This window comes from Nocardia camponoti (assembly GCF_014646135.1).
GTDB lineage: Bacteria > Actinomycetota > Actinomycetes > Mycobacteriales > Mycobacteriaceae > Nocardia > Nocardia camponoti.
Window position 1 is genome coordinate 717169 of record NZ_BMMW01000001.1, and the last position, 17815, is coordinate 734983.

Annotated in this window: 16 protein-coding genes; 2 read left to right on the forward strand and 14 right to left on the reverse strand. The window is 65.3% G+C overall.

Going from position 1 to position 17815, the window contains the following annotated elements; translation table 11 throughout:
* Positions 1–16 precede the first annotated feature (16 nt).
* Entirely contained in the window at positions 17–1300 is a 1284-nt protein-coding gene (locus IEX78_RS03260; protein WP_188827189.1) for an acyltransferase family protein, read from the forward strand.
* Here IEX78_RS03260 and IEX78_RS03265 read toward each other — a convergent pair.
* The 5 genes from IEX78_RS03265 to IEX78_RS03285 all read right to left on the reverse strand — a co-directional run bounded on the left by IEX78_RS03265 (position 1297) and on the right by IEX78_RS03285 (position 7673).
* Positions 1297–1671: a hypothetical protein gene (locus tag IEX78_RS03265; protein WP_188827190.1), complete on the reverse strand. Its 375-nt coding sequence runs from the start codon at positions 1669–1671 to the stop codon at positions 1297–1299. The genes IEX78_RS03260 and IEX78_RS03265 overlap by 4 nt on opposite strands.
* Before the next feature lie 44 nt (positions 1672–1715).
* Positions 1716–3767, reverse strand: a complete 2052-nt coding sequence (locus tag IEX78_RS03270) for a galactose oxidase early set domain-containing protein (RefSeq protein WP_188827191.1) — start codon at positions 3765–3767, stop codon at positions 1716–1718.
* Positions 3764–5356 (reverse strand): ArnT family glycosyltransferase, encoded by a 1593-nt coding sequence (locus IEX78_RS03275; RefSeq protein ID WP_188827192.1) that lies wholly within the window; start codon positions 5354–5356, stop codon positions 3764–3766. The genes IEX78_RS03270 and IEX78_RS03275 overlap by 4 nt, the downstream gene beginning before the upstream one ends.
* On the reverse strand, positions 5353–6624 hold the full coding sequence (locus IEX78_RS03280; protein WP_188827193.1) for a glycosyltransferase: 1272 nt from the start codon (positions 6622–6624) through the stop codon (positions 5353–5355). The genes IEX78_RS03275 and IEX78_RS03280 overlap by 4 nt, the downstream gene beginning before the upstream one ends.
* 215 nt (positions 6625–6839) lie before the next feature.
* Positions 6840–7673 carry a tRNA (adenine-N1)-methyltransferase gene (locus IEX78_RS03285; protein WP_188827194.1) on the reverse strand — a complete coding sequence of 278 codons (834 nt, stop codon included), beginning with the start codon at positions 7671–7673 and terminating at the stop codon, positions 6840–6842.
* A 110-nt stretch (positions 7674–7783) separates the two neighbouring features.
* On the opposite strand from IEX78_RS03285, the gene IEX78_RS03290 reads away from it, so the two are divergent.
* Positions 7784–8677, forward strand: a complete 894-nt coding sequence (locus IEX78_RS03290) for a RecB family exonuclease (RefSeq protein ID WP_188827195.1) — start codon at positions 7784–7786, stop codon at positions 8675–8677.
* Between the two features lie 44 nt (positions 8678–8721).
* Here the strand turns inward: IEX78_RS03290 and IEX78_RS03295 are convergent, their stop codons facing one another.
* From IEX78_RS03295 to IEX78_RS03330, 9 genes are all read right to left on the reverse strand, one after another.
* On the reverse strand, positions 8722–9864 hold the full coding sequence (locus IEX78_RS03295) for a YeiH family protein (protein WP_188827196.1): 1143 nt from the start codon (positions 9862–9864) through the stop codon (positions 8722–8724).
* Positions 9864–9998 carry a hypothetical protein gene (locus IEX78_RS24485; RefSeq protein ID WP_268240867.1) on the reverse strand — a complete coding sequence of 45 codons (135 nt, stop codon included), beginning with the start codon at positions 9996–9998 and terminating at the stop codon, positions 9864–9866. Before IEX78_RS24485 ends, IEX78_RS03295 begins: the two co-directional genes overlap by 1 nt.
* A gap of 227 nt (positions 9999–10225) precedes the next feature.
* The gene (gene hisG, locus IEX78_RS03300; RefSeq protein WP_188827197.1) at positions 10226–11077 is read right to left on the reverse strand and encodes an ATP phosphoribosyltransferase; all 852 of its coding nucleotides are present in this window, start codon (positions 11075–11077) and stop codon (positions 10226–10228) included.
* Positions 11078–11128: 51 nt separating this feature from the next.
* Positions 11129–11392: a phosphoribosyl-ATP diphosphatase gene (locus tag IEX78_RS03305; RefSeq protein WP_188827198.1), complete on the reverse strand. Its 264-nt coding sequence runs from the start codon at positions 11390–11392 to the stop codon at positions 11129–11131.
* A 60-nt stretch (positions 11393–11452) separates the two neighbouring features.
* On the reverse strand, positions 11453–13276 hold the full coding sequence (locus IEX78_RS03310) for a choline/carnitine O-acyltransferase (RefSeq protein ID WP_188827199.1): 1824 nt from the start codon (positions 13274–13276) through the stop codon (positions 11453–11455).
* Between the two features lie 26 nt (positions 13277–13302).
* Positions 13303–14112: a class I SAM-dependent methyltransferase gene (locus IEX78_RS03315; RefSeq protein ID WP_188827200.1), complete on the reverse strand. Its 810-nt coding sequence runs from the start codon at positions 14110–14112 to the stop codon at positions 13303–13305.
* Positions 14113–14123: 11 nt separating this feature from the next.
* Positions 14124–14987 carry a HalD/BesD family halogenase gene (locus IEX78_RS03320; RefSeq protein WP_188827201.1) on the reverse strand — a complete coding sequence of 288 codons (864 nt, stop codon included), beginning with the start codon at positions 14985–14987 and terminating at the stop codon, positions 14124–14126.
* A gap of 143 nt (positions 14988–15130) precedes the next feature.
* Positions 15131–15802, reverse strand: coding sequence for an HAD family hydrolase (locus IEX78_RS03325; protein WP_188827202.1), 672 nt, complete (start codon positions 15800–15802; stop codon positions 15131–15133).
* Positions 15803–15851: 49 nt separating this feature from the next.
* Complete coding sequence (locus tag IEX78_RS03330; protein WP_188827203.1) at positions 15852–17684, reverse strand: serine/threonine-protein kinase; 1833 nt, start codon at positions 17682–17684, stop codon at positions 15852–15854.
* Positions 17685–17815 lie beyond the last annotated feature (131 nt).

Below are 17815 nucleotides of genomic sequence, written 5' to 3' on the forward strand. Positions count from 1 at the left end.
TGCGATTGTCGAAGCCATGCGTAAATCCGTGCTCACGCGCACCGACGTTGCCGCCCACACGCCAGCCGATCGCGACCGCTTCCTCGACGTGATTCGGCTCGGTTCGTTGCTCGTTGTCATCGTCGGGCATTGCCTCATGCTCACCGTCAGCGTCAGCGGTTCGACCGTGCGTTTCGGCAACGCGTTGACCGACTTTCCGCTGCTCCAAGCCTTGACGTGGGTGCTGCAGGTTCTCCCGCTTTTCTTCTTCGCTGGCGTCGCCGCTGGCACGCTTGGCTGGCATGACGACACGCGGTGGGGCACGTGGGTTTTTCGCCGCACGCAGCGGTTGATGCGGCCGCTTGGGGTGTACCTCATCGCCGCGTTTGTGCTGGTTGAGGCGGCGGTCGCGGTCTTGGGCACCGCGTGGCGTCGGCCGCTTGCCGTGACGAGCGTGCAACTGCTGTGGTTTCTCGGAATGTATCTGCTCGTGCTCGTCGCCGTGCCGCCCCTGATCCGATGGGTGCGTTCCGGTCTACGCGTGTGGGCGACGATCGCCGTGCTGGTCGGGGTGGTCGCCGCTGTTGACGCGGCCCGCTTGACTGGCGCGCCCGCCGAGCTCGGGTACGTCAATGTCGTCGCGTGGCTCATTCCCGGCGTGCTCGGCATCGCCTATGTGCGCGGGCTGCTCACGCGGTCGGCGGCCGTTGCCGTCGCCGTGGTGGTCGCCGCGATCGACGTGGCGCTTGTCGCGTTCGGCCCATACGAGGTCGCGCTGGTGACCGTGCCAGGGCAGCGACTATCGAACATGGCACCGCCGTCGCTGCTGCTGGCTGGGCACGCGATCGTGCTGTGCTGCCTGGCTGTCGCGGTCGCACCCTGGGTTCGCGCCTTCGCGCGGCGGCCACGGGTGTGGTTCGCCGTTGTCGTCGGCAACACCGGCGCGATGACGCTCTACCTGTGGCACATGCCCGCGCTACTGACGGTGTTGGTTGTCGCGCACCTGCTCGACGGCGACCGATCGGGGCCCGCGCAGTCGGGGTTCTGGACGCTCACCGTCGCGCAACTCGTCGCGGTAGGCGTGCTGACACTAGTTTTGTTCACGCGACTTCGTGTGGTGGAGAACACACCCGTGCGCGGCTGGGACGCGCCCGCACAGGCCAGTTCGCGTGCTCGGTCGGGGGTGGCCGTTGTCGGCGTCGCGGTGGCTGCCGCAGCGCTTTTTGGCGCGACGCGCAACGGCCTCGTTGACGGATTCGCGTGGTTGGTTGTGTTCGTTGGCGCGCTCGGCGTTGCGCGATGGGCGACCTGGGTCGACTAGTCGCCCTTGCCGCAAGCGATGCCGTCGCGATTGCGGTCCAGGTTTAAGCGGTCTTCGCCGACCAGTTTCAGCGAGGCAAGACCACGCTTGCCAAGCCAGTCGCAGCGTTCCTTGTCCTTGATCCCGGCCGGGAACGTCCACGGAACACATTGCCCCGCGGTGCCATAGCGGTGATCGCACCCGTCGACGCTGACCGGGAACGTGACCTTCTTGTTTTTGTCGCCCGGTCCCTTTTTCTCCCCGTTCGGTTTCTCAGCGAACGGCAGAATGTGCGGATCAGGTTGTCCTGGAACGGGTTTGGTTGGCTGGGCGAACGCCGCTTGCTCAGCGTCGCCCAGCATCACCATCGACAACGCTCCAATGAGCGCCACCGTCGCGGCTCCCGTTCGCAGATTGCGTCGCATCCTCTTCCCTCTCATCCGAGGTGTACCCACTGCGCGACCGAAGGAACCCCCGCCGCGTTAACCACGGTGAGCATGTACCAGCCCGGCGGTGCCATATTCGGGTTCGACGTCACGTTCGCGGTGACCGTGCCACCGGCGACAGTCAACGGCAGATCAACGTACCGCTGATTCGGATCTGACGAATGTGTCACTGCCGCAGGACGAATCAGCGACGCCTTCACGACCGCACCGTCGACGGTGAGCTGTTGCGCGCTGCCGTAGGTCCACTGCTGGCTCGCCACCGAGAGCTGCGGACGCGGACCCTTGAACAGGTACGGCGGCGAATAAATCGACAGCCGTTGCTCGAAGCTGCCGTCGGCGGGATTGTCGCCGACAGCGAGCACGCGACCGTCGGGCAGCATCATCGCCGACGAGTGGTACCCACGCGCGACGGGATCGGTCGCCATGCCCGCGGTGAAGGTGTTGGTCGCGGGGTTGAACAGCGACGCTTCGAACACGGGATCGGCCCGATTATGCAGGGCCCCACCGGTTTCGAACACGGTCCCGTCCGGCAGGATCACCGCCGACAAATACATCTTGCCCTGCGCCGCCGTCTGCGGAACGCCGCCGGTGAGCGTGCCCGATGGCAGATCGGGCGCGGGCTGATACGCCGGGGCCGCTTGCTTCAAGTCGATGATGTCGTTGTGGCGGTGCGCGTCGGGGTTGGTGTTGATATTGCCGCCACCGAGGGTCATCACCCGTTGGTCTTGGGCTGGGGGCAGCAGCACACTCATCGCTTGGTCGCGCTGATCTTTGTTACGCAGTCCCGGCACATCGGTGATGGTGCCCGCCGCGTAGTCATAGATCGACGCGCCCGAGCCAGCGAGCCCGTCGCCGAAAACGTGTGCGCCAGAATAGAAAAGGCGACCGTCCTGCATGAGGATCATGGCTGGGTACAGCCCCCACCAGCTCCACGTCTGATTGGTTTCGCCGAAGCCGAGCCACCGGTTTTGCGCCGCTGAGAACAGCTCGGTGGCGACGGTTCCGTTCGCGTCTTCGCCGAGTCCACCGAGCGAGAGGATGTCGCCATTGCCGAGCGTGGTCGCCGACGGGTACCAGTGGCCAGCGAGCATGTCGTTGGTGCGGGTGTAGGCGTTTGTCGCTGGGTCGAAAATGTAGGAATCAGGCAGGCCCTGATACCCGTGCTCAGGCGTTGTGTAGGACTTCGTTCCGCCCATGACGAGCAGTTTCCCGTCGGGGAGCTGGGCGTGGCCAGCGCAGAACACGTCCCAGGGCGTCGCCACGGTGGTGAACTGGTTGGTCGCCGGATCAAACAGCGCGGTGCTGAACGTGCCAGCGGCGAACGCGGCGGGGTCGTTGCCTGAGCCGGCGATCAACAGCACCTTGCCCGTCGGCAGGACAGCGGCATGCACACCGCGCACCGGGGCGGGCATCGCGAGCACGTCCCAGCTGCCCTTTTCGCATTGCGTTGCGGTGCCGGTACACACCGGTGCCGGGGGCGTCGCGGTGGCATCCGACATCGCATAGTCGTCGGTGGTGAGCTCACCGTTGCCGTAAATCGTGACGCCCCACGTGATTTGGTCGGTGTTGGGCGGCACGGCGGGCGTGCGCACTTGCGCCGCGGTGTAGGTGCCCGCGACGGGCAAACTCGCGAGGTCAGTCCAGTACTGCCATCCGGCGACCGTGTCGTGGCGGAAGACGGTGAACACGGTATTCGGGGTGGTCGTGGTGTACCAGACCGACAGGTCGTATTGATGACCAACGGTGACCGTCGGTGCGCACGTGGTGCTTTCGAGGATCATCGCCTTGCGGTCGCCCGAGACGTAGTTGGCCATCGTGATGCGCATCGCGTTCGTTCCGCTGTGCGCCTGGGGTACCACGCTGAACGTCGCGTCGTGAACACCCCAGCCCGATTTCTCCCAACACTGCGGAAACCCGTCCGCACCAAGGGTTTCCACGCCAGGATTCACCAGGACATTCGGCTGCGCGGTCGCCGGCGGGACAACGACGACCGCCGCGAGGACGATGAGCAACAGTGCCCACCGCGAAACCCGATTGATCATTCAGCGCTCTCCCGATCGACGGCCCGAACCTCAACGCGCCCGTCCCCGTTGCCGAAGACCGCGACCGGACGGGAATGTTCCAAAACGGCGCGCAGCGTTGGCAATTCGCGCGCCGAATCGCGTACCAGCGGACTCGCGACGACGTAATCGATGTCGCGCCACCCGTTGTCGAGGTGGATCGCGGGGTCAACGTCGAGCTTGGAGAACCAGATCGCGCCCATGCCCGGTTGGAAGCCGACATCGACCATGTCGAGCCAAATCGCGTCCTCGACAACGATTTTCTTCGTGCCAGGGTCGCTGATATTGGCGTCGACCCAGCGCACCGATTCGACGAACGCGTCCGCGCGACGGTCCGTCATCGCACGGGCATCGCCTTCGACCCATCGAGGGGCGACAACGGCGAGGGCAAGGAGGGCGGCGACCGTGCCAACGGTGAGCACGGCGGTCCGACGAGGCACGTCAAACCTGGTCAACGCTCCCGTGACCGCGCCGACCGCGATCTCGGCGACGCCAGCCAGCGCGAGGGCAAGGAACGGCAGCAGCTGAATGATGTACATCGCGGGCAGATACCCGTTGGGGCGCAAGGCAACGGCGATCAGAATCAGCCCAGCTATCGCGATGCCGCGCAGCCGGGGCACCGCGACCGCGATGACCAGCGCGCATACACCGCCACCGAGCAGGACAGGATCGATGCTGAGCCACCACTCAACGAGGTGTCGTGCCGCCGAATCCGACGACCACACCGCGCCGCTGCCTGCCCGTGAGTGCAACTGCCACGCGACACCGCCAAGCAGCGAAACGTGCCCCTCACCGGGGACGAACTCGTTCTTCAGCAGCGCGTAGAGCGGGTAGAACGCGATGAGCAGCCCGAACGCGACGCCGCTGCCGACGACAGTGAACTTGCGCGTCGCCGGATGACTCGACCGCCACAGCGTGTAGATCAGCGCGGGCAAGATCACGACCATCGTCTCTTTCGACAACACCGAGACCGCCGCACACAGCCCGGCGGCCATGTGCACGCCGAGTCCGCGTCGAGGCGACGACGCGAGCACGAACGCACCGAGCATCCAGCACACCGCGATGCTGTCGAGGAAGATTTGGCGCTGAAACTCCACGGCCAACGGCGACAGCGCGAACAGCGCGACGGCGACGCCAGCTGCCCACGGCCGCATGCTCATTCGCCGCGCGAGGGTGTAGAGCAACGCGGCGGCGACGAGGGTCACGCCGAGCATCACGAAGCGCCCGTTGCTGACCGCCGCCGGGTACGGGCTGATCAGGTCGGGCAGCCACGACACCGCGCCCAGTTGCAGCCAGCCGAGCGGCGGATGGTCGTACCAGTAGGTGTAATGGGTGAGCCCGCGCCCGGTGCCGACCGCCCACGCCTGGGCGAGGTAGGTACCTTCGTCGTCGCTGAGGCCAGGGTAGTTGCCGATGTTGGTCCCCTGCACCAGCGCGATCAGCGGCAACAGGACCGCCAAGATCACTCCGTCGACGCGGGCGCGAAGTCCGGTGGGTGCGTTGATGATGGGGGGTGCTAGCGGTGTCGATTCGACGATGTCGGGTACGGGCCGCAACGCGGTTACGGTCATGACGCCACCTCCACTACCTCAGTCGGGCGCACGTGCGGGATGTGCGCGCCGACATGTTTGGTGAGTTCCCAGTTGTTGCGACCGGTGAATTCGCGCCACACCGCGCGTGCCGCTGCTGCCGTGAGCATCAGGTTGTAAAACACCGAGCCCACAACGAGTTTCAGGTAATGGCTGAATCGGACCCGCACGCCGAATTGGCGGCCGAAGTCGTGCAGCCCAACCAGTTCGAACGCCAAGGTTGCCAGCGTGGGGACGAGCGGAACGAAGGTGATGAGCGCGATCCCGTCTGGCACCTTCACGAACAGGCCGACGACGATGCCGAGCAGCATCGCGATGCCCGAAAACGCTTGCAGGAACGGGCTTGCGAGTGTGTAGCGCGCGAGAATGCGTTGCGTGAACGTGGGCAGGTGCCGCCATTCGCGTTTGCGATAGACCTGCATGAAGCCCTGGTTCCAGCGGCAGCGCTGTTTGAACAGCGCGTACAGCGAACCGGGAGTTTCCTCACGGGTTACCAGCGCCGGGTTGTACGCGACGACGGTGCGCGCGCCCCGGCTCGACAGGCGCGTACCGAGTTCGCAGTCTTCGGCGAGGCAGTTCTCGTCCCAGCCGCCAACCTCACGCAGCAGCGGCGTGCGCACGAAAACCGTGTTGCCGCCGAGCGGGATGAAGCCCTGGTTGGCGTGCAGGTGCAGTCGACTGCGGAACCAAAAGAAGTACTCGAGGCAGTTGCGCAGCGCGTACCAGCTGGAATGGAAGTTCACTAATTGCACGCCACCTTGGACGACGTCGGCGCCGGTGTATCGGAACGCGTAGTCGACGTGGTCGAGCAACTCGGGATGCACGTGGTCTTCGGCGTCGAAAACGCCAACGACGTCGCCGGTACACACCGCGAGAGCGTTATTGAGCGCCTTCGGCTTGTTTTTGACGTCGTGATGGTCGACAACAACGCGTAGCCGGTCTGGTGCGCGTAGCGCGACCATCTCCGCGACCGCCGCGGTGTCGGGGTCGTCGTGACCGACGATCACCAGAATCTCGACATACGGGTGCTGTGTCGCTAGCAACCCAACGAGGGTGTGCTCAAGGACCGCCGCTTCGTGGCGGGCGGGCACGAGCAGCGAGAACCGTAGTTTGCCTGGCCCATCCGGGTCCGGAAAGCGTGTTGCCGCAAGGTTTTCCGGCGTTCGCCACGCGTGCAGCATCCAACTCAGGGTGGCAACGGAATTCGCGAACAACGCGAGTGAGAGCACAACAAGTACAGCCGACAGCATCCAATCCCCCTGGCGTGGTCCCGAAGTGGGATCTGAGGTCGCGCACATCGCCCCTGATGCCGCTTACCCACCGTAGTGCGAAATATGCGCCGCCAACGGGTCGCTTGCGTGAATTCGCGGTTACAAAAAACGCAGCGCGACGCAGGAAATCCTTTGTGTGCCAAAGGAATTCCGCGTCGCGCTGGAGTAACGCCAGGTTTTTGCTAGCTGAGGTGTCAGCCCTTCGACGGGCGACGCTGCGGCTTCGGGGTCACCGTACCTTCAGCGAGTCGACGCGCGCTCACCAAGAACGCGGTGTGGCCCTGCATCCGATGTTCAGGTCGCACCGCGAGCCCGACCACATGCCAGCCACGCACCATCGATTCCCACGAGCGCGGTTCGGTCCAGCATTCCTGCTCACGCAGCGCCTCGACGACCTTCGACAGCTGCGTCACCGTCGCGACGTAGACGATCAGCACGCCGCCGGGCACGAGCGCCTTCGACACGGCGGGCAGCGCGTCCCACGGGGCGAGCATGTCGAGGATCACGCGGTCGACCTGCGGGCCGTCGTAATCGGCGACGTCAGCGACGGTGAGATTCCAGTTCTCGGGTCGCGCGCCGAAGAACGTCTCAACATTGCGAATCGCGTGCTCGGCGTGGTCGTCGCGAATCTCATAGGAGATCACTTCGCCCTCGGAGCCGACCGCGCGCAGCAGCGAGCACGTCAGCGCGCCGGAACCGGCACCGGCCTCAAGCACACGCGCGCCGGGGAAGATGTCGCCCTCGTGGACGATCTGGGCGGCGTCTTTGGGGTAAATCACGGTCGCACCGCGCGGCATCGACAGCACGTAGTCGGTGAGCAGCGGGCGCAAGGCCAGGTAGGGCGTGCCGTTGACCGACTTCACGACGGTGCCTTCATCGGCCCCGATCAGGTCATCGTGCTTAATTCCGCCCCGGTGCGTGTGGAACTCTTTGCCCTCTTCCAGCACTACCGTGAACAGGCGACCCTTGCCGTCGGTCAGCTGCACGCGGTCCCCGATGGCGAATGGGCCCGTTCGTCTGGCCGTCATGGTTCTCCGTTCTGTGTTGGGGTATCTAACCCTGCCAGGTGGGGTGGTCGAACCTGGCAGGGGGTACTTGTCGGCAGTACTTGTCACAGGGTGCCGTTAACCTGCGACTCATGTCGTTGACCGTCCCCCTCGCACCCGATGCCGCCGAGCCAGCTCGATCGCGGCCCGCGCTTTCGCCTTCGCGTGCGGCCGACTTCAAGCAGTGCCCGTTGAAATATCGGCTACGAGCCGTCGACCGGGTGCCCGAGCCGCCGTCGCTCGCGGCGATTCGCGGGGTGGTCGTACACGCGGTGCTTGAGGATTTGTTCGGGCTGCCCGCGGGCGAACGTCAGCCGGAACGGGCGGCCGAGTTGGTCGCCGGGGCGTTCGACCGGGTGCGCGGTGAACGCGACGGTGTCGACGCGTTGGTTGCCGAAACCGGGCGGGACACCTTCTTCGCCCAGGTACGCAAGCTCGTCGCGAGCTATTACGAACTAGAAGACCCACGGCGGTTCGAGCCGCACGCGTTGGAAGAGCGCGTCGAATGCGACCTCGCCGGTGATGTGCCGCTGCGCGGGTTCGTCGACCGCATCGACGTCGCGCCAAACGGGCTGTTGCGCGTGGTCGACTACAAGACGGGCCGCTCCCCCGGTCCGCTGCACGAAGCGCGGGCACTGTTTCAGCTCAAGTTCTACGCGCTGATGATCTTGCGCACGCGCGGGATTCTGGCCGCGCAGTTGCGGCTGGTGTATTTGGCCGACAAGAACGTGCTCACCTACGTGCCCGAGGCCGATGAACTCGACCGATTCGAGCGCATCGTGGTCGCGCTGTGGCGGGCGATTATCGAAGCGGGCGAGACCGGCGAGTTCCCCGCGACCCGCAATTCGATGTGCAAGTTCTGCGATTTCAAGGCGATGTGCCCGGAGTTCGGTGGAACGCCGCCTGCGTATCCGGGCTGGCCGGGTGCGTCGGCTGGGAGTGCCGACTTGGGGATGCCCGACGTGGGCGTTAGTGAAGATATGTGAAAAGCTGCCCGGACCGCGTTGATCCGGGCAGCTCGTGGTCACGCTCAGACGGTGAAGTCGCTAAACAACAGCACCGAAAGACCAAGGCCAACAGCAAGATTCACCAGCACGGCCGAGCCGAACACGACGATCGGCCGCCAGCCAGCGTCCTTGAGCCCACGTAGCGAGAACTCAAGTCCGATCGACACGAACGCCAGGATCAGCGCCCACGTGCGCAGGTCGTTGATGATGGCGATGTGGGCGGCACCGGTCTTCTTATCGACCGACTGCAGATACAGGGTGCCGATCACCGACGCGGCGATGAAGCCGAGCACGAACTTCGGGAACCGAGTCCAGAACTCACCGATGCTCGGGCGGGTCGATTCGCCGCTGCGGTCAACGCGCAGCGCGAAGTAGGCGGTCAGCGCGATCGCAACCAGGCCGATCAGGGCGTTCTGGGTGGTCTTGACGATCGTGGCGATTTGCAACGCCTTCTCGCCCGCGATGGCACCCGATGCCGCGACGGCGGCGGTGGTGTCGATGTTGCCGCCGATCCACGCGCCAGCGACGGCGTCGGACAGGCCAAGCGCGTCGGCGGCCCACGGCAGCACGAAAATCGACGGCAGCGCGAAGATGATCACCAGCGACGCCGCGTACGCGATCTGCTCACGCTTGGCCTGCACCGCACCGGCCGCCGCGATCGCGGCACTGACGCCGCAGATCGACACCGCCGACGACAGCAGCGCGCGCAGCTTGTCGTCGAGGCCGAGCCGTCCGCCGATCCACCAGGTGAACCCGAAAACGATGGTGATGAGCGCGAGCGCCTGCACGATCGACGGACCGGCGGCGGTGACGAGGATCTTGAGGTTGATCGACGCGCCGAGCAGCACCACGCCGGTCTTAATGAAGACCTCGGTGCGGAACCCGGCCGAAAGTCGTTCCCGCAGACCGAGTTTGCTCAGGATGACGTTGCCGATGAGCCCGATCGCGATGGCGTAAACCGGGTATTCGATCGATTTCGCGATGCGCTTGAACGGGGTGTCGACCGACCACTTAGGCACGTGGACGTCGAAGTAGCGGGTAAGCGCGCCAAGCGCGAGCACAAGCAGAATACCGGCGACGATGTCGACGATGCCGGGACGCGGATTCGCTTGCAGCGCTTCGGTTTCGGTGGTTGTAGTGGTTGCGGTGATGGTCTTGTCGCTCATTACGGCACCAACCACGCGGGAATGGCACCGACGAGCACAAGCGCGATCAGCGCGAGCCCGACAATGGTGGCTAACCAGTCTTCGTTTAAGCGGAAGGTGCTCCCCGGGCGGGGCTCAACCTGCGTATCGGACACAACGAACTCCTTGCGTTTCCCTCATCAAGAAACGCAAGGTAGCAACGGCAACTAGCTGAGCACACCGATTGTGTTCAGCGTGAATAGATCTCGGGGGAAGCGCTACCGCAAGCGGCGCTCTTCTTCCTCTTCCAGTCGGCGGCGCTCTTCTTCGCGCTCGACCTGTTCCTTCTCGATCTTTTCCTCGTGCTCGTTCTTGTTGGACATGAACCGAGCCTACCCGCGAATTAGAAGGCTCGGCAGGAGCGGATGTCGGTGGCCAGGATCGCCTTGGCGCCCAGGTCAGCGAGGCGATCCATCAATTCGTTGCCCTGCTTGCGCGGCACGAGCGCGCGGACGGCAACCCAGTCGGGGTCGGTCAGCGGCGACACCGTCGGCGACTCAAGGCCAGGGGTGATAGCGACGGCTTCGTCAAGCAGTGCCTTGGGGCAGTCGTAGTCGAGCATCAGGTACTGCTGGGCGAAAACCACGCCCTGAATGCGGGCGATGAGCTGGTTGCGCGCACGGTCGGACTGGTCGGAACCAGTGCGTTCGATCAGCACGCCTTCGGAGTCGCACAGCGAATCGCCAAAGGCGACGAGGTTGTGCTGCCGCAGCGTGCGACCCGAACCGACAACGTCGGCGATCGCGTCGGCAACGCCGAGCTGGATGGAGATTTCCACCGCGCCGTCGAGGCGGATGACGTCGGCTTCGATGCCGAAGCGAGCCAGGTCAGCGCGCACGAGGTTCGGGTACGAGGTGGCGATGCGCTTGCCAGCGAGGTCTTGGACCTTCCATTCCTCGCCAGCGGGCGCGGCGTAGCGGAAGGTCGACCGACCAAAGCCGAGCGACAGCCGTTCGGTGACGTTGGCGCCGGAATCGAGCGCGAGGTCGCGCCCGGTGATGCCGAGGTCAAGCTCGCCCGAGCCGACGTAGATCGCGATGTCCTTGGGGCGAAGGAAGAAGAATTCGACCTGGTTGGCCGGGTCGAGGACGGTGAGGTCGCGGGAATCGGTGCGCTTGCGGTAGCCAGCCTCAGACAGGATGGAAACCGCGGATTCCGACAGCGAGCCCTTATTCGGGACAGCGACGCGCAACATGGCAATGGCCTTTCAGTGGGATGAGCGGGAGGGGAAGTTCACGGCATCTGCTCACAGATGTCGGTACACGTCCTCCAACGTGAGCCCACGGCCAATCATCATCACCTGCAGCCAATACAGCAGCTGCGACATTTCCTCGGCGAGCGCCTCGTCGCTCTCATGCTCGGCGGCGAGCCAAATTTCGCCCGCCTCCTCAAGCACCTTCTTTCCCTGGAAATGGACGCCGGCGTCCAATGCGGCCACGGTGCCAGAACCCTCGGGACGGGTCTTGGCGCGCTCGGTCAGCTCGGCGAACAGGGATTCGAAGTTCTTCACGGTTCGTCATTGTTTCACGCACCCGGCGCGACACCCGTTTGGGGTCGCGCCGGGACGCGCTTACGCCTCGACGGGTGCGAGCAGTGTGCGCAGTTCGGTGACCGCGTCACGCAAGTGGTCAGCGAACGAGCGCATTTCCCCTGCCACCGACTTCGGCGTTGCCAGGTAGATGTTCCAGCGATCCGGCAGCAACACGTACGCGATGCCGATGCACTTCGGGCTCGTTGAGCCGAAACCGAAGTACCGGATGTACTGCGATGGCGCGGAGCTGGTCGACAGGTAGTCGTCGCGCATGATCGTCCAGCCCGGGCTGTCGAAGAGCGCGATCTGCTCATCGGCAACGCCAAGCTCAGCACCGCGACGGCGCTGGATCCACTGCAACTCCCACAGATGCTGCTCGGGAGCCTGACCGGCCTGACACTCCTTCGCCCGCTGCACGTGCGCGGCGGCGGCGGTGCGGGCGGCGGTGGTCTTGTCGTCGTCGTTGACCGCCTCGTCGAGCATCGCGTCGACAAAGGCCACCATCTCCGGGGTGATCACGCGCATCGCCTCGGTGCGGCCACCCCGGTACTGACGCGTGGCGATCGACTCGTACGTCGCACCGGTGATGCCCTTGCTGCGCCGATGAGCGAGCTGATAAGCCAACTGCGCGAACGCATCTGGCGAAATGCCGAGCTTCTTCGCATCGCTGGTCCCGAAGTCGTTGAACGACACGATCTGCGTCGCGGTGTCGGCGGCGTAACGCGCGAAATCGGCACCGGCAGCGGCGATGTCGGCACGCGCGGCCGAGTCGAGCACAAACTCGACCGGCTCAACCGGCGGCAACCCTTGGGCCCGCGCACCGCTGGTTTCGGCGTGATCGGCGACGGACCGCTCAAGCAGCGCGTCGACAAACGACAGCACGGTCGTTCCATCGAGCCCGCAGTGTTCGATGTTGATACCGGCTTGACCGTCGGCGAAAACCAACAGCGACACCGACTTGTCGAAGTAGCGGTTAGCCGAATCCCCGTGCAGCAGTTGATCACACGCGTGCAGCTCGTCGCGCGGCGCGAAATCTTCCAGTACCACGGTGAACAGCGCGGTCTCGATGACATCGAACGCCGCGACATTGGCGGGTTCGGTCCGCAACGCTTCGCGACTGCTCGCCCACTCCGCACGCGCCTTGGTGGTGAGATGGCCAACGGCGGTGTCGGTGGCGGCGGGCCGGGTGCCGCCCTTAATCACCGCGCGCAACCCGTCGACCAGGTCGTCGAACGCGTACGGCGCACCGTCGGGCCCGATGACGTCCATCCGGAAGATGTTGCCCCGGTAGAACACAACGATATGACGGGCATCCGACGGCCCTGGCCACTCTTCGCTGTAGGGCTTGCGGACGGTGTCTTGCACGGCACCCGGAATACGCGTTTCGGAGAACAGGTATTCGTTCTGCCACATCGACAGCGGCGTCCCGCGCTGGGTGACCGGCGGAATCCGCTGCTCGTCGAGCGCGAGCTTGTAATCGACCGCGGCGCCAATCAACGCGGCCGCCTGTTCAGCCTGACCCGCCTGCGCCGACGACGCGAGCGGGGTGTCTTCGCGGAACAGGAAGATGAAGTTCGCGTTGAGCGCGATTCGGTCGCGTCGACCGAGGTAGCGCGACGGCCAAAACTCATCGAGCCAGCTCGCGACGCCCGGGGTGTCGTTGTAGGCGATGAGCGCGTCGTTGAGCACGACGCCCGCCCCGCCGGGCCGCAGCACGTCAGCGACCGCGGCCTCGGTGGTGGCCAGCTCGGCCTCGGTCAACAGCGGCGCGCACCAGCGCACGAACCGAGCGGCACTGTCGGCCAGCGTCGGCAGCGGCACCCGGGGCAAACTGTCTTCAGCGGCGAACGTGGGTTGGTTCAATCCGGTTTCCTCAGATCTCGGTGGGGTTAGGTGGACTGTGGTCGAGAAATGAACAGATTGGCGAGCAGCCAGCCTTCGGATTCGTGGCCGGTGGTGTCAATTCCCTTGGCGGCCAACGCGTCTAGCACTTGTTCGCGTTCTTCCGCTGAGGCGAACCGACGTTGTTCGAACAGCCCGGCACGCTTTTCGGTGACGTAGCCAAGCGCGGCCAGTTCGGCGGCGATGGGCTCGAAATCGAACATGCGCAACACGAAATGGGCCATCCACGGACGCTTATGCGGATCGGCTTGGGCTACTCGCGACAGGGTTTTTTCGGTGATGTAGCCGACGCACCCGGTGGAAATCACCAGGTCAGCGGTGGCGAGCACACGACGTTGCGCCTCGGTGGGCTCGGTGGCCTCGAGGTCGGCGTGCACGTAGTCGTGCAGGAATCCGGCGGCGTGGGCGTAGATCAGCGCCGGGCGTGCGGCGTCCATCCCGATGAAGCGTACGTCGGGCAAAACGTCGGCGCGCAACCGCTCCCGGTCGGCGGCGATCATGCCGACGTGGTCGGTGTCGTCGAGGTCGCGGTAGTGCTGCGCCCAGTCCGCGACACCGGTATTCGTGCGCATGAGCGCGGGATTCACGCCGTAGGAGCAACCAAGATCAACGACGGTGGGAATGCGATCGGGACGAAGGGCGCGCAGTTCGGCAAGTTCGGCTTCGAAATGCGGTTTGGCAAGTTCGGGAATCCGGTAATCGAGTTCGTGCATCCGCGCGAAATACGCACGAGGATCGGGACTTTCGTAAATATCGTCGAAGGATGCTTTGCCGGTGGTGTGCAACGGAACGGACATGAGGGGTCCTCTCAGTCGAGCAGTTGGTCTCCTCGGACGGCGCTGGCCGCGGCGGCCACGTGATCAGGCAACACACGACCGAAAAGTTGGCGTGTGCGTTCGACCGTGCCGATCACGCCCGGCCGATCGGTGTAGGCGAAAATCGCCGAATGTCGTTGTCCCGCACCGTCAACCTCGGTCACGCGGTGCAGGGAGAAGCGGCCCTTGAACAGTTGCAGGTCGCCGGGGCGCAGTTCGAGCGCGCGGATGAGCGCATCACCGCGACCCTCAAGCACGGCTGACACGTCGTCGAGGTGTTCGTTGTGCGGGTCGCGAATGTTGGGGCAGTACTCGAAGACGCCACCAGCGTCGGGGCGGCGGGTCAGCATCGACACCGTGAATTCGTTGGTGTCGAAATGCCACGGGTGCGACATGCCGGGCTCAACGACGTTGAGGCACAACCCGGCTAGCGGGTCGGCGAACTCGTGTAGCTCGTCAAGGTCGAAGCAGTCGGCGACAAACCGCTTGAACACCGGATCGACGTAGAGGCGCTGAATGAGCGTGTCGACGCCGATGTGGTCGCGGGCAACGAAGGCATTGCCGCGCTCAAGCACGATCTTGGCAGGGTGGCCGTCCGGCAGCTCGGTGTCGAGCGGGATGTTGTACGCGTTGACGCGCTCGACGCGGTAGTACGCGTGCGGCGCGACGGCTTCTCCTTCACGCCGCAGGTCTTCGAGCAGCTCGGGCCGCAGGAATTCCCGCAGCACGGTGCAGCCGGTTTCCGCCAGTTCCGCGCGCGCTGCCGCGATGGCCGATGCCCGGCCTGGCGAGTGCGCGTCGGTGAGCGGATACCGTGCGATATCGATGATTTCGTCGATCCCCCGGGTGCCCGTCATAGAGCCATTTTGCGGGAACCGCGCCCATCACACGCCGGGTTTGGCTAAATCGGGCAGATCACAAATCGCACACACTATTGCGAATTCAGTTGTGCGCCAACACTTTTAGCGCGCCTGAGCGGGGCTTACCAATCTCGGTGCCATCACACCCGCGCGGCCAATGCGTCCGAAAGCGCGTCAATATCGAGCCCAACCAACGACTCTCGGAATACCCGACCAGCCACGGCGTCAACCGCGATCTCGCAGGGCACGACGATCAGCCCGCACCCCGCCTCTTGCGCGGCGATGGCACCTGTTGGTGAGTCTTCTATGGCGACGCACTCGGCGGGTTTAACGCCGAGCAGTTCGGCGGCGCGCAGGTAGACCGCCGGGTCGGGTTTGCCGTGCGGCACCTCGTCACCGCACACCGACGCGTCGAAGAAGTGGCGACCCAGGGTGTCGAGGCCGTATTCGGCGAGCGAGCGCTTGGTGTTGGTCACCAGCGCGCACCGCAACCCCTCGGCGCGCACCATCTCCAGCGCGTCGGCGGCACCCGGTCGCCACGGGATCGGGCCATGCATCAGCTCAGTGATGCGGTTTTCCAGAAACTCGCCTGCATGGGCGAGCACCTCGGGCGTGAGTTCGACTCCGATGCCGTCGAAGAGGATGCGCAGCGCGTTGGGTCCGGACGCGCCGATGAGCGCGTGGCGCAGCCCGTCGGTGAGGACGACGCCGTGTTCGAGCGCTAGCTCACGGACGCCGACGTCCCACAGCTTCTCCGAGTCGAGCAGTGTGCCGTCCATGTCCCACAGCACTGCGGCGGGCCGTGCCCTCATCCCATTCACCTCTCTGGCCGGTAGTCGCCGACACCCTAGCGGGTTGGCATTACACGCCGGAGCCAGCGATTTGCAGGTGGGCGCTGTCGCCGGTGACTTGAATCCAGCGATTTTCCGAGGTCACCGTGCCATTGCTGAGCGCGTAGGTGAGCGTGACGGTCGCGCGGTCGGGGCCGGTTGGGGTGACCGATCCGACAGTCACCGAGCGCACCGTCGACCACCATGCCGAGTACTGGTTGAAACCGCCAGTCTGGGATTGGTAGGCGGGCGACAGTTGCGCCCACGCCCCGCCGATGTTGCCGGGCAGCATCGAGTAGTAGCCGCTGATGAACTGGCTAATGCGGTCGGGAGTGGGCGGGCCGAACGCGGTGGTGGTGATCGTGGTTGTCGCGCTAGTCGGCTTCGGGGTCGACGTTGGCTTACCCGAGGTGGTCGGGGCCGCGCTTGAGGTCGGTCGTGCCGTGCCGGTAGGCGCTGGCGAGCCCGACACGGTGACCGGGACGGTGACGGTCTGCTGTTCGGGCGCGAGCACGACAGTGCTCACCTCGCCGTCGATCATCGTCGTGACCGTAATCGGGGTCGACGGCACGAGCGCCTGTTCGTCGGTCGACTTATCCCGGTCTCGGGTCACGACGAGGACCGCGAGCACGACGGTGAACGCGGCGACAGCGGCCGCGAGCAACAGGGTGGCGCGATTGTTGCCCCGTCCCGCCGCTTTGGGATTCGGCGAATTCTGTTGCGGGAGCGCGGTAGTGACGCCGTCCGTGGCCGCTGCCGAATCATCGTGCACGGGAACGACATTCGCGCTGTTGTTCGCGTTCGCCGATGCGTCTGCCGCCCGCGCCGACGCGGCCGCCCCCACGGCTAACGCGCGTGCTGCCGCGCTCGGCGGGCCAGCACTCCCCCCGCCCGAAATCGCCGACGCGGCGGATCGAAGCCGACTAAGACTGTCACCCAACCGGCCAGCGGCTGTGCGCGCGTTCGACTTCGGTACCGCGATCAGTTCGGTCGCTGATTCGCTGACCGGCATGATCATCGTCGCGGGCGTCGGCAGCTTCGGAACACGTCCTGCCGCAACATCTTCCAATGCCAGGCGTGCCTCGGCCATCGTCGGGCGCGTTTCCGGGTCGGCGGTGAGCAACCACATCAGTACCGGGCCAAGCGGGCCAGCGTGCTTGGGCTCGGGCACCTTTCCCCGCGCGACCGCGTGCAAAACGGCAAGCGGATTGTCGCCTTCGCCGAACGGCGGCTGCCCTTCCACGGCCGCGTACAGCGTCGAACCGAGAGCGAAGACGTCGGCGGCGGCATTCGGGCTATCGCCGCGCGCGATCTCCGGCGCGAGGTAGGCGGGCGTGCCAGCGAGGAACCCGGTTGCCGTCACCGTGACGTCGCCGGTGGCGTGTGAGATGCCGAAGTCGGTGAGTTTCACCGTGCCGTCATCGGCGACAAGGAGGTTCGCCGGTTTCACGTCGCGGTGCATGATCCCCGCGTTGTGCGCCGCCGACAACGCCGCCGCCGCCTGCGCGCCGATACCCGCCACCTCAATGGGCGGAAGTCGGTGTCCACCCGCGATTTTCACCGCGAGACTGGGTGCGTTGAGGTATTCCATGACCAGCCACGGCTGGCCGTCTTCTTCGGCGACGTCGAAAACGGTGATGGCATTGGGGTGATGCAAACGCGCGGCAATGCGACCTTCACGCATCGCGCGCAGCTTGGCTTCCAGCGCTTGAGTACCAGTGAGGCCGGGCGCGAGCAGCACCTGCTTCACCGCGACCGTGCGGCGCAACCGCACGTCGGTGGCCCGCCAGACCACCCCCATCGCGCCAGTACCGATCGGTTCGGTGAGTCGATAGCGGCCCGCGATCAACCGATCCGATGTCATTGCGTGTTCCCCTCCTGCATTACCGCTGAGTCGTCTCGCCCTCCGCGCTAAAAGCGGGATGAAACTTTGGAAAATCCTACGTGCTGAACCTGTGCGCGCCCTACCGTCTCCCACGCGATACCGACACAACA

Coding starts and splice junctions, on each gene's coding strand:
- IEX78_RS03260 (WP_188827189.1), top strand. CDS start 17: ATGCGTAAATCCGTGCTCACGCGCACCGACGTTGCCGCCCACACGCCA.
- IEX78_RS03270 (WP_188827191.1), bottom strand. CDS start 3,767: ATGATCAATCGGGTTTCGCGGTGGGCACTGTTGCTCATCGTCCTCGCG.
- IEX78_RS03275 (WP_188827192.1), bottom strand. CDS start 5,356: ATGACCGTAACCGCGTTGCGGCCCGTACCCGACATCGTCGAATCGACA.
- IEX78_RS03280 (WP_188827193.1), bottom strand. CDS start 6,624: ATGCTGTCGGCTGTACTTGTTGTGCTCTCACTCGCGTTGTTCGCGAAT.
- IEX78_RS03285 (WP_188827194.1), bottom strand. CDS start 7,673: ATGACGGCCAGACGAACGGGCCCATTCGCCATCGGGGACCGCGTGCAG.
- IEX78_RS03290 (WP_188827195.1), top strand. CDS start 7,784: ATGTCGTTGACCGTCCCCCTCGCACCCGATGCCGCCGAGCCAGCTCGA.
- IEX78_RS03295 (WP_188827196.1), bottom strand. CDS start 9,864: ATGAGCGACAAGACCATCACCGCAACCACTACAACCACCGAAACCGAA.
- hisG (WP_188827197.1), bottom strand. CDS start 11,077: ATGTTGCGCGTCGCTGTCCCGAATAAGGGCTCGCTGTCGGAATCCGCG.
- IEX78_RS03315 (WP_188827200.1), bottom strand. CDS start 14,112: ATGTCCGTTCCGTTGCACACCACCGGCAAAGCATCCTTCGACGATATT.
- IEX78_RS03320 (WP_188827201.1), bottom strand. CDS start 14,987: ATGACGGGCACCCGGGGGATCGACGAAATCATCGATATCGCACGGTAT.
- IEX78_RS03325 (WP_188827202.1), bottom strand. CDS start 15,802: ATGAGGGCACGGCCCGCCGCAGTGCTGTGGGACATGGACGGCACACTG.
- IEX78_RS03330 (WP_188827203.1), bottom strand. CDS start 17,684: ATGACATCGGATCGGTTGATCGCGGGCCGCTATCGACTCACCGAACCG.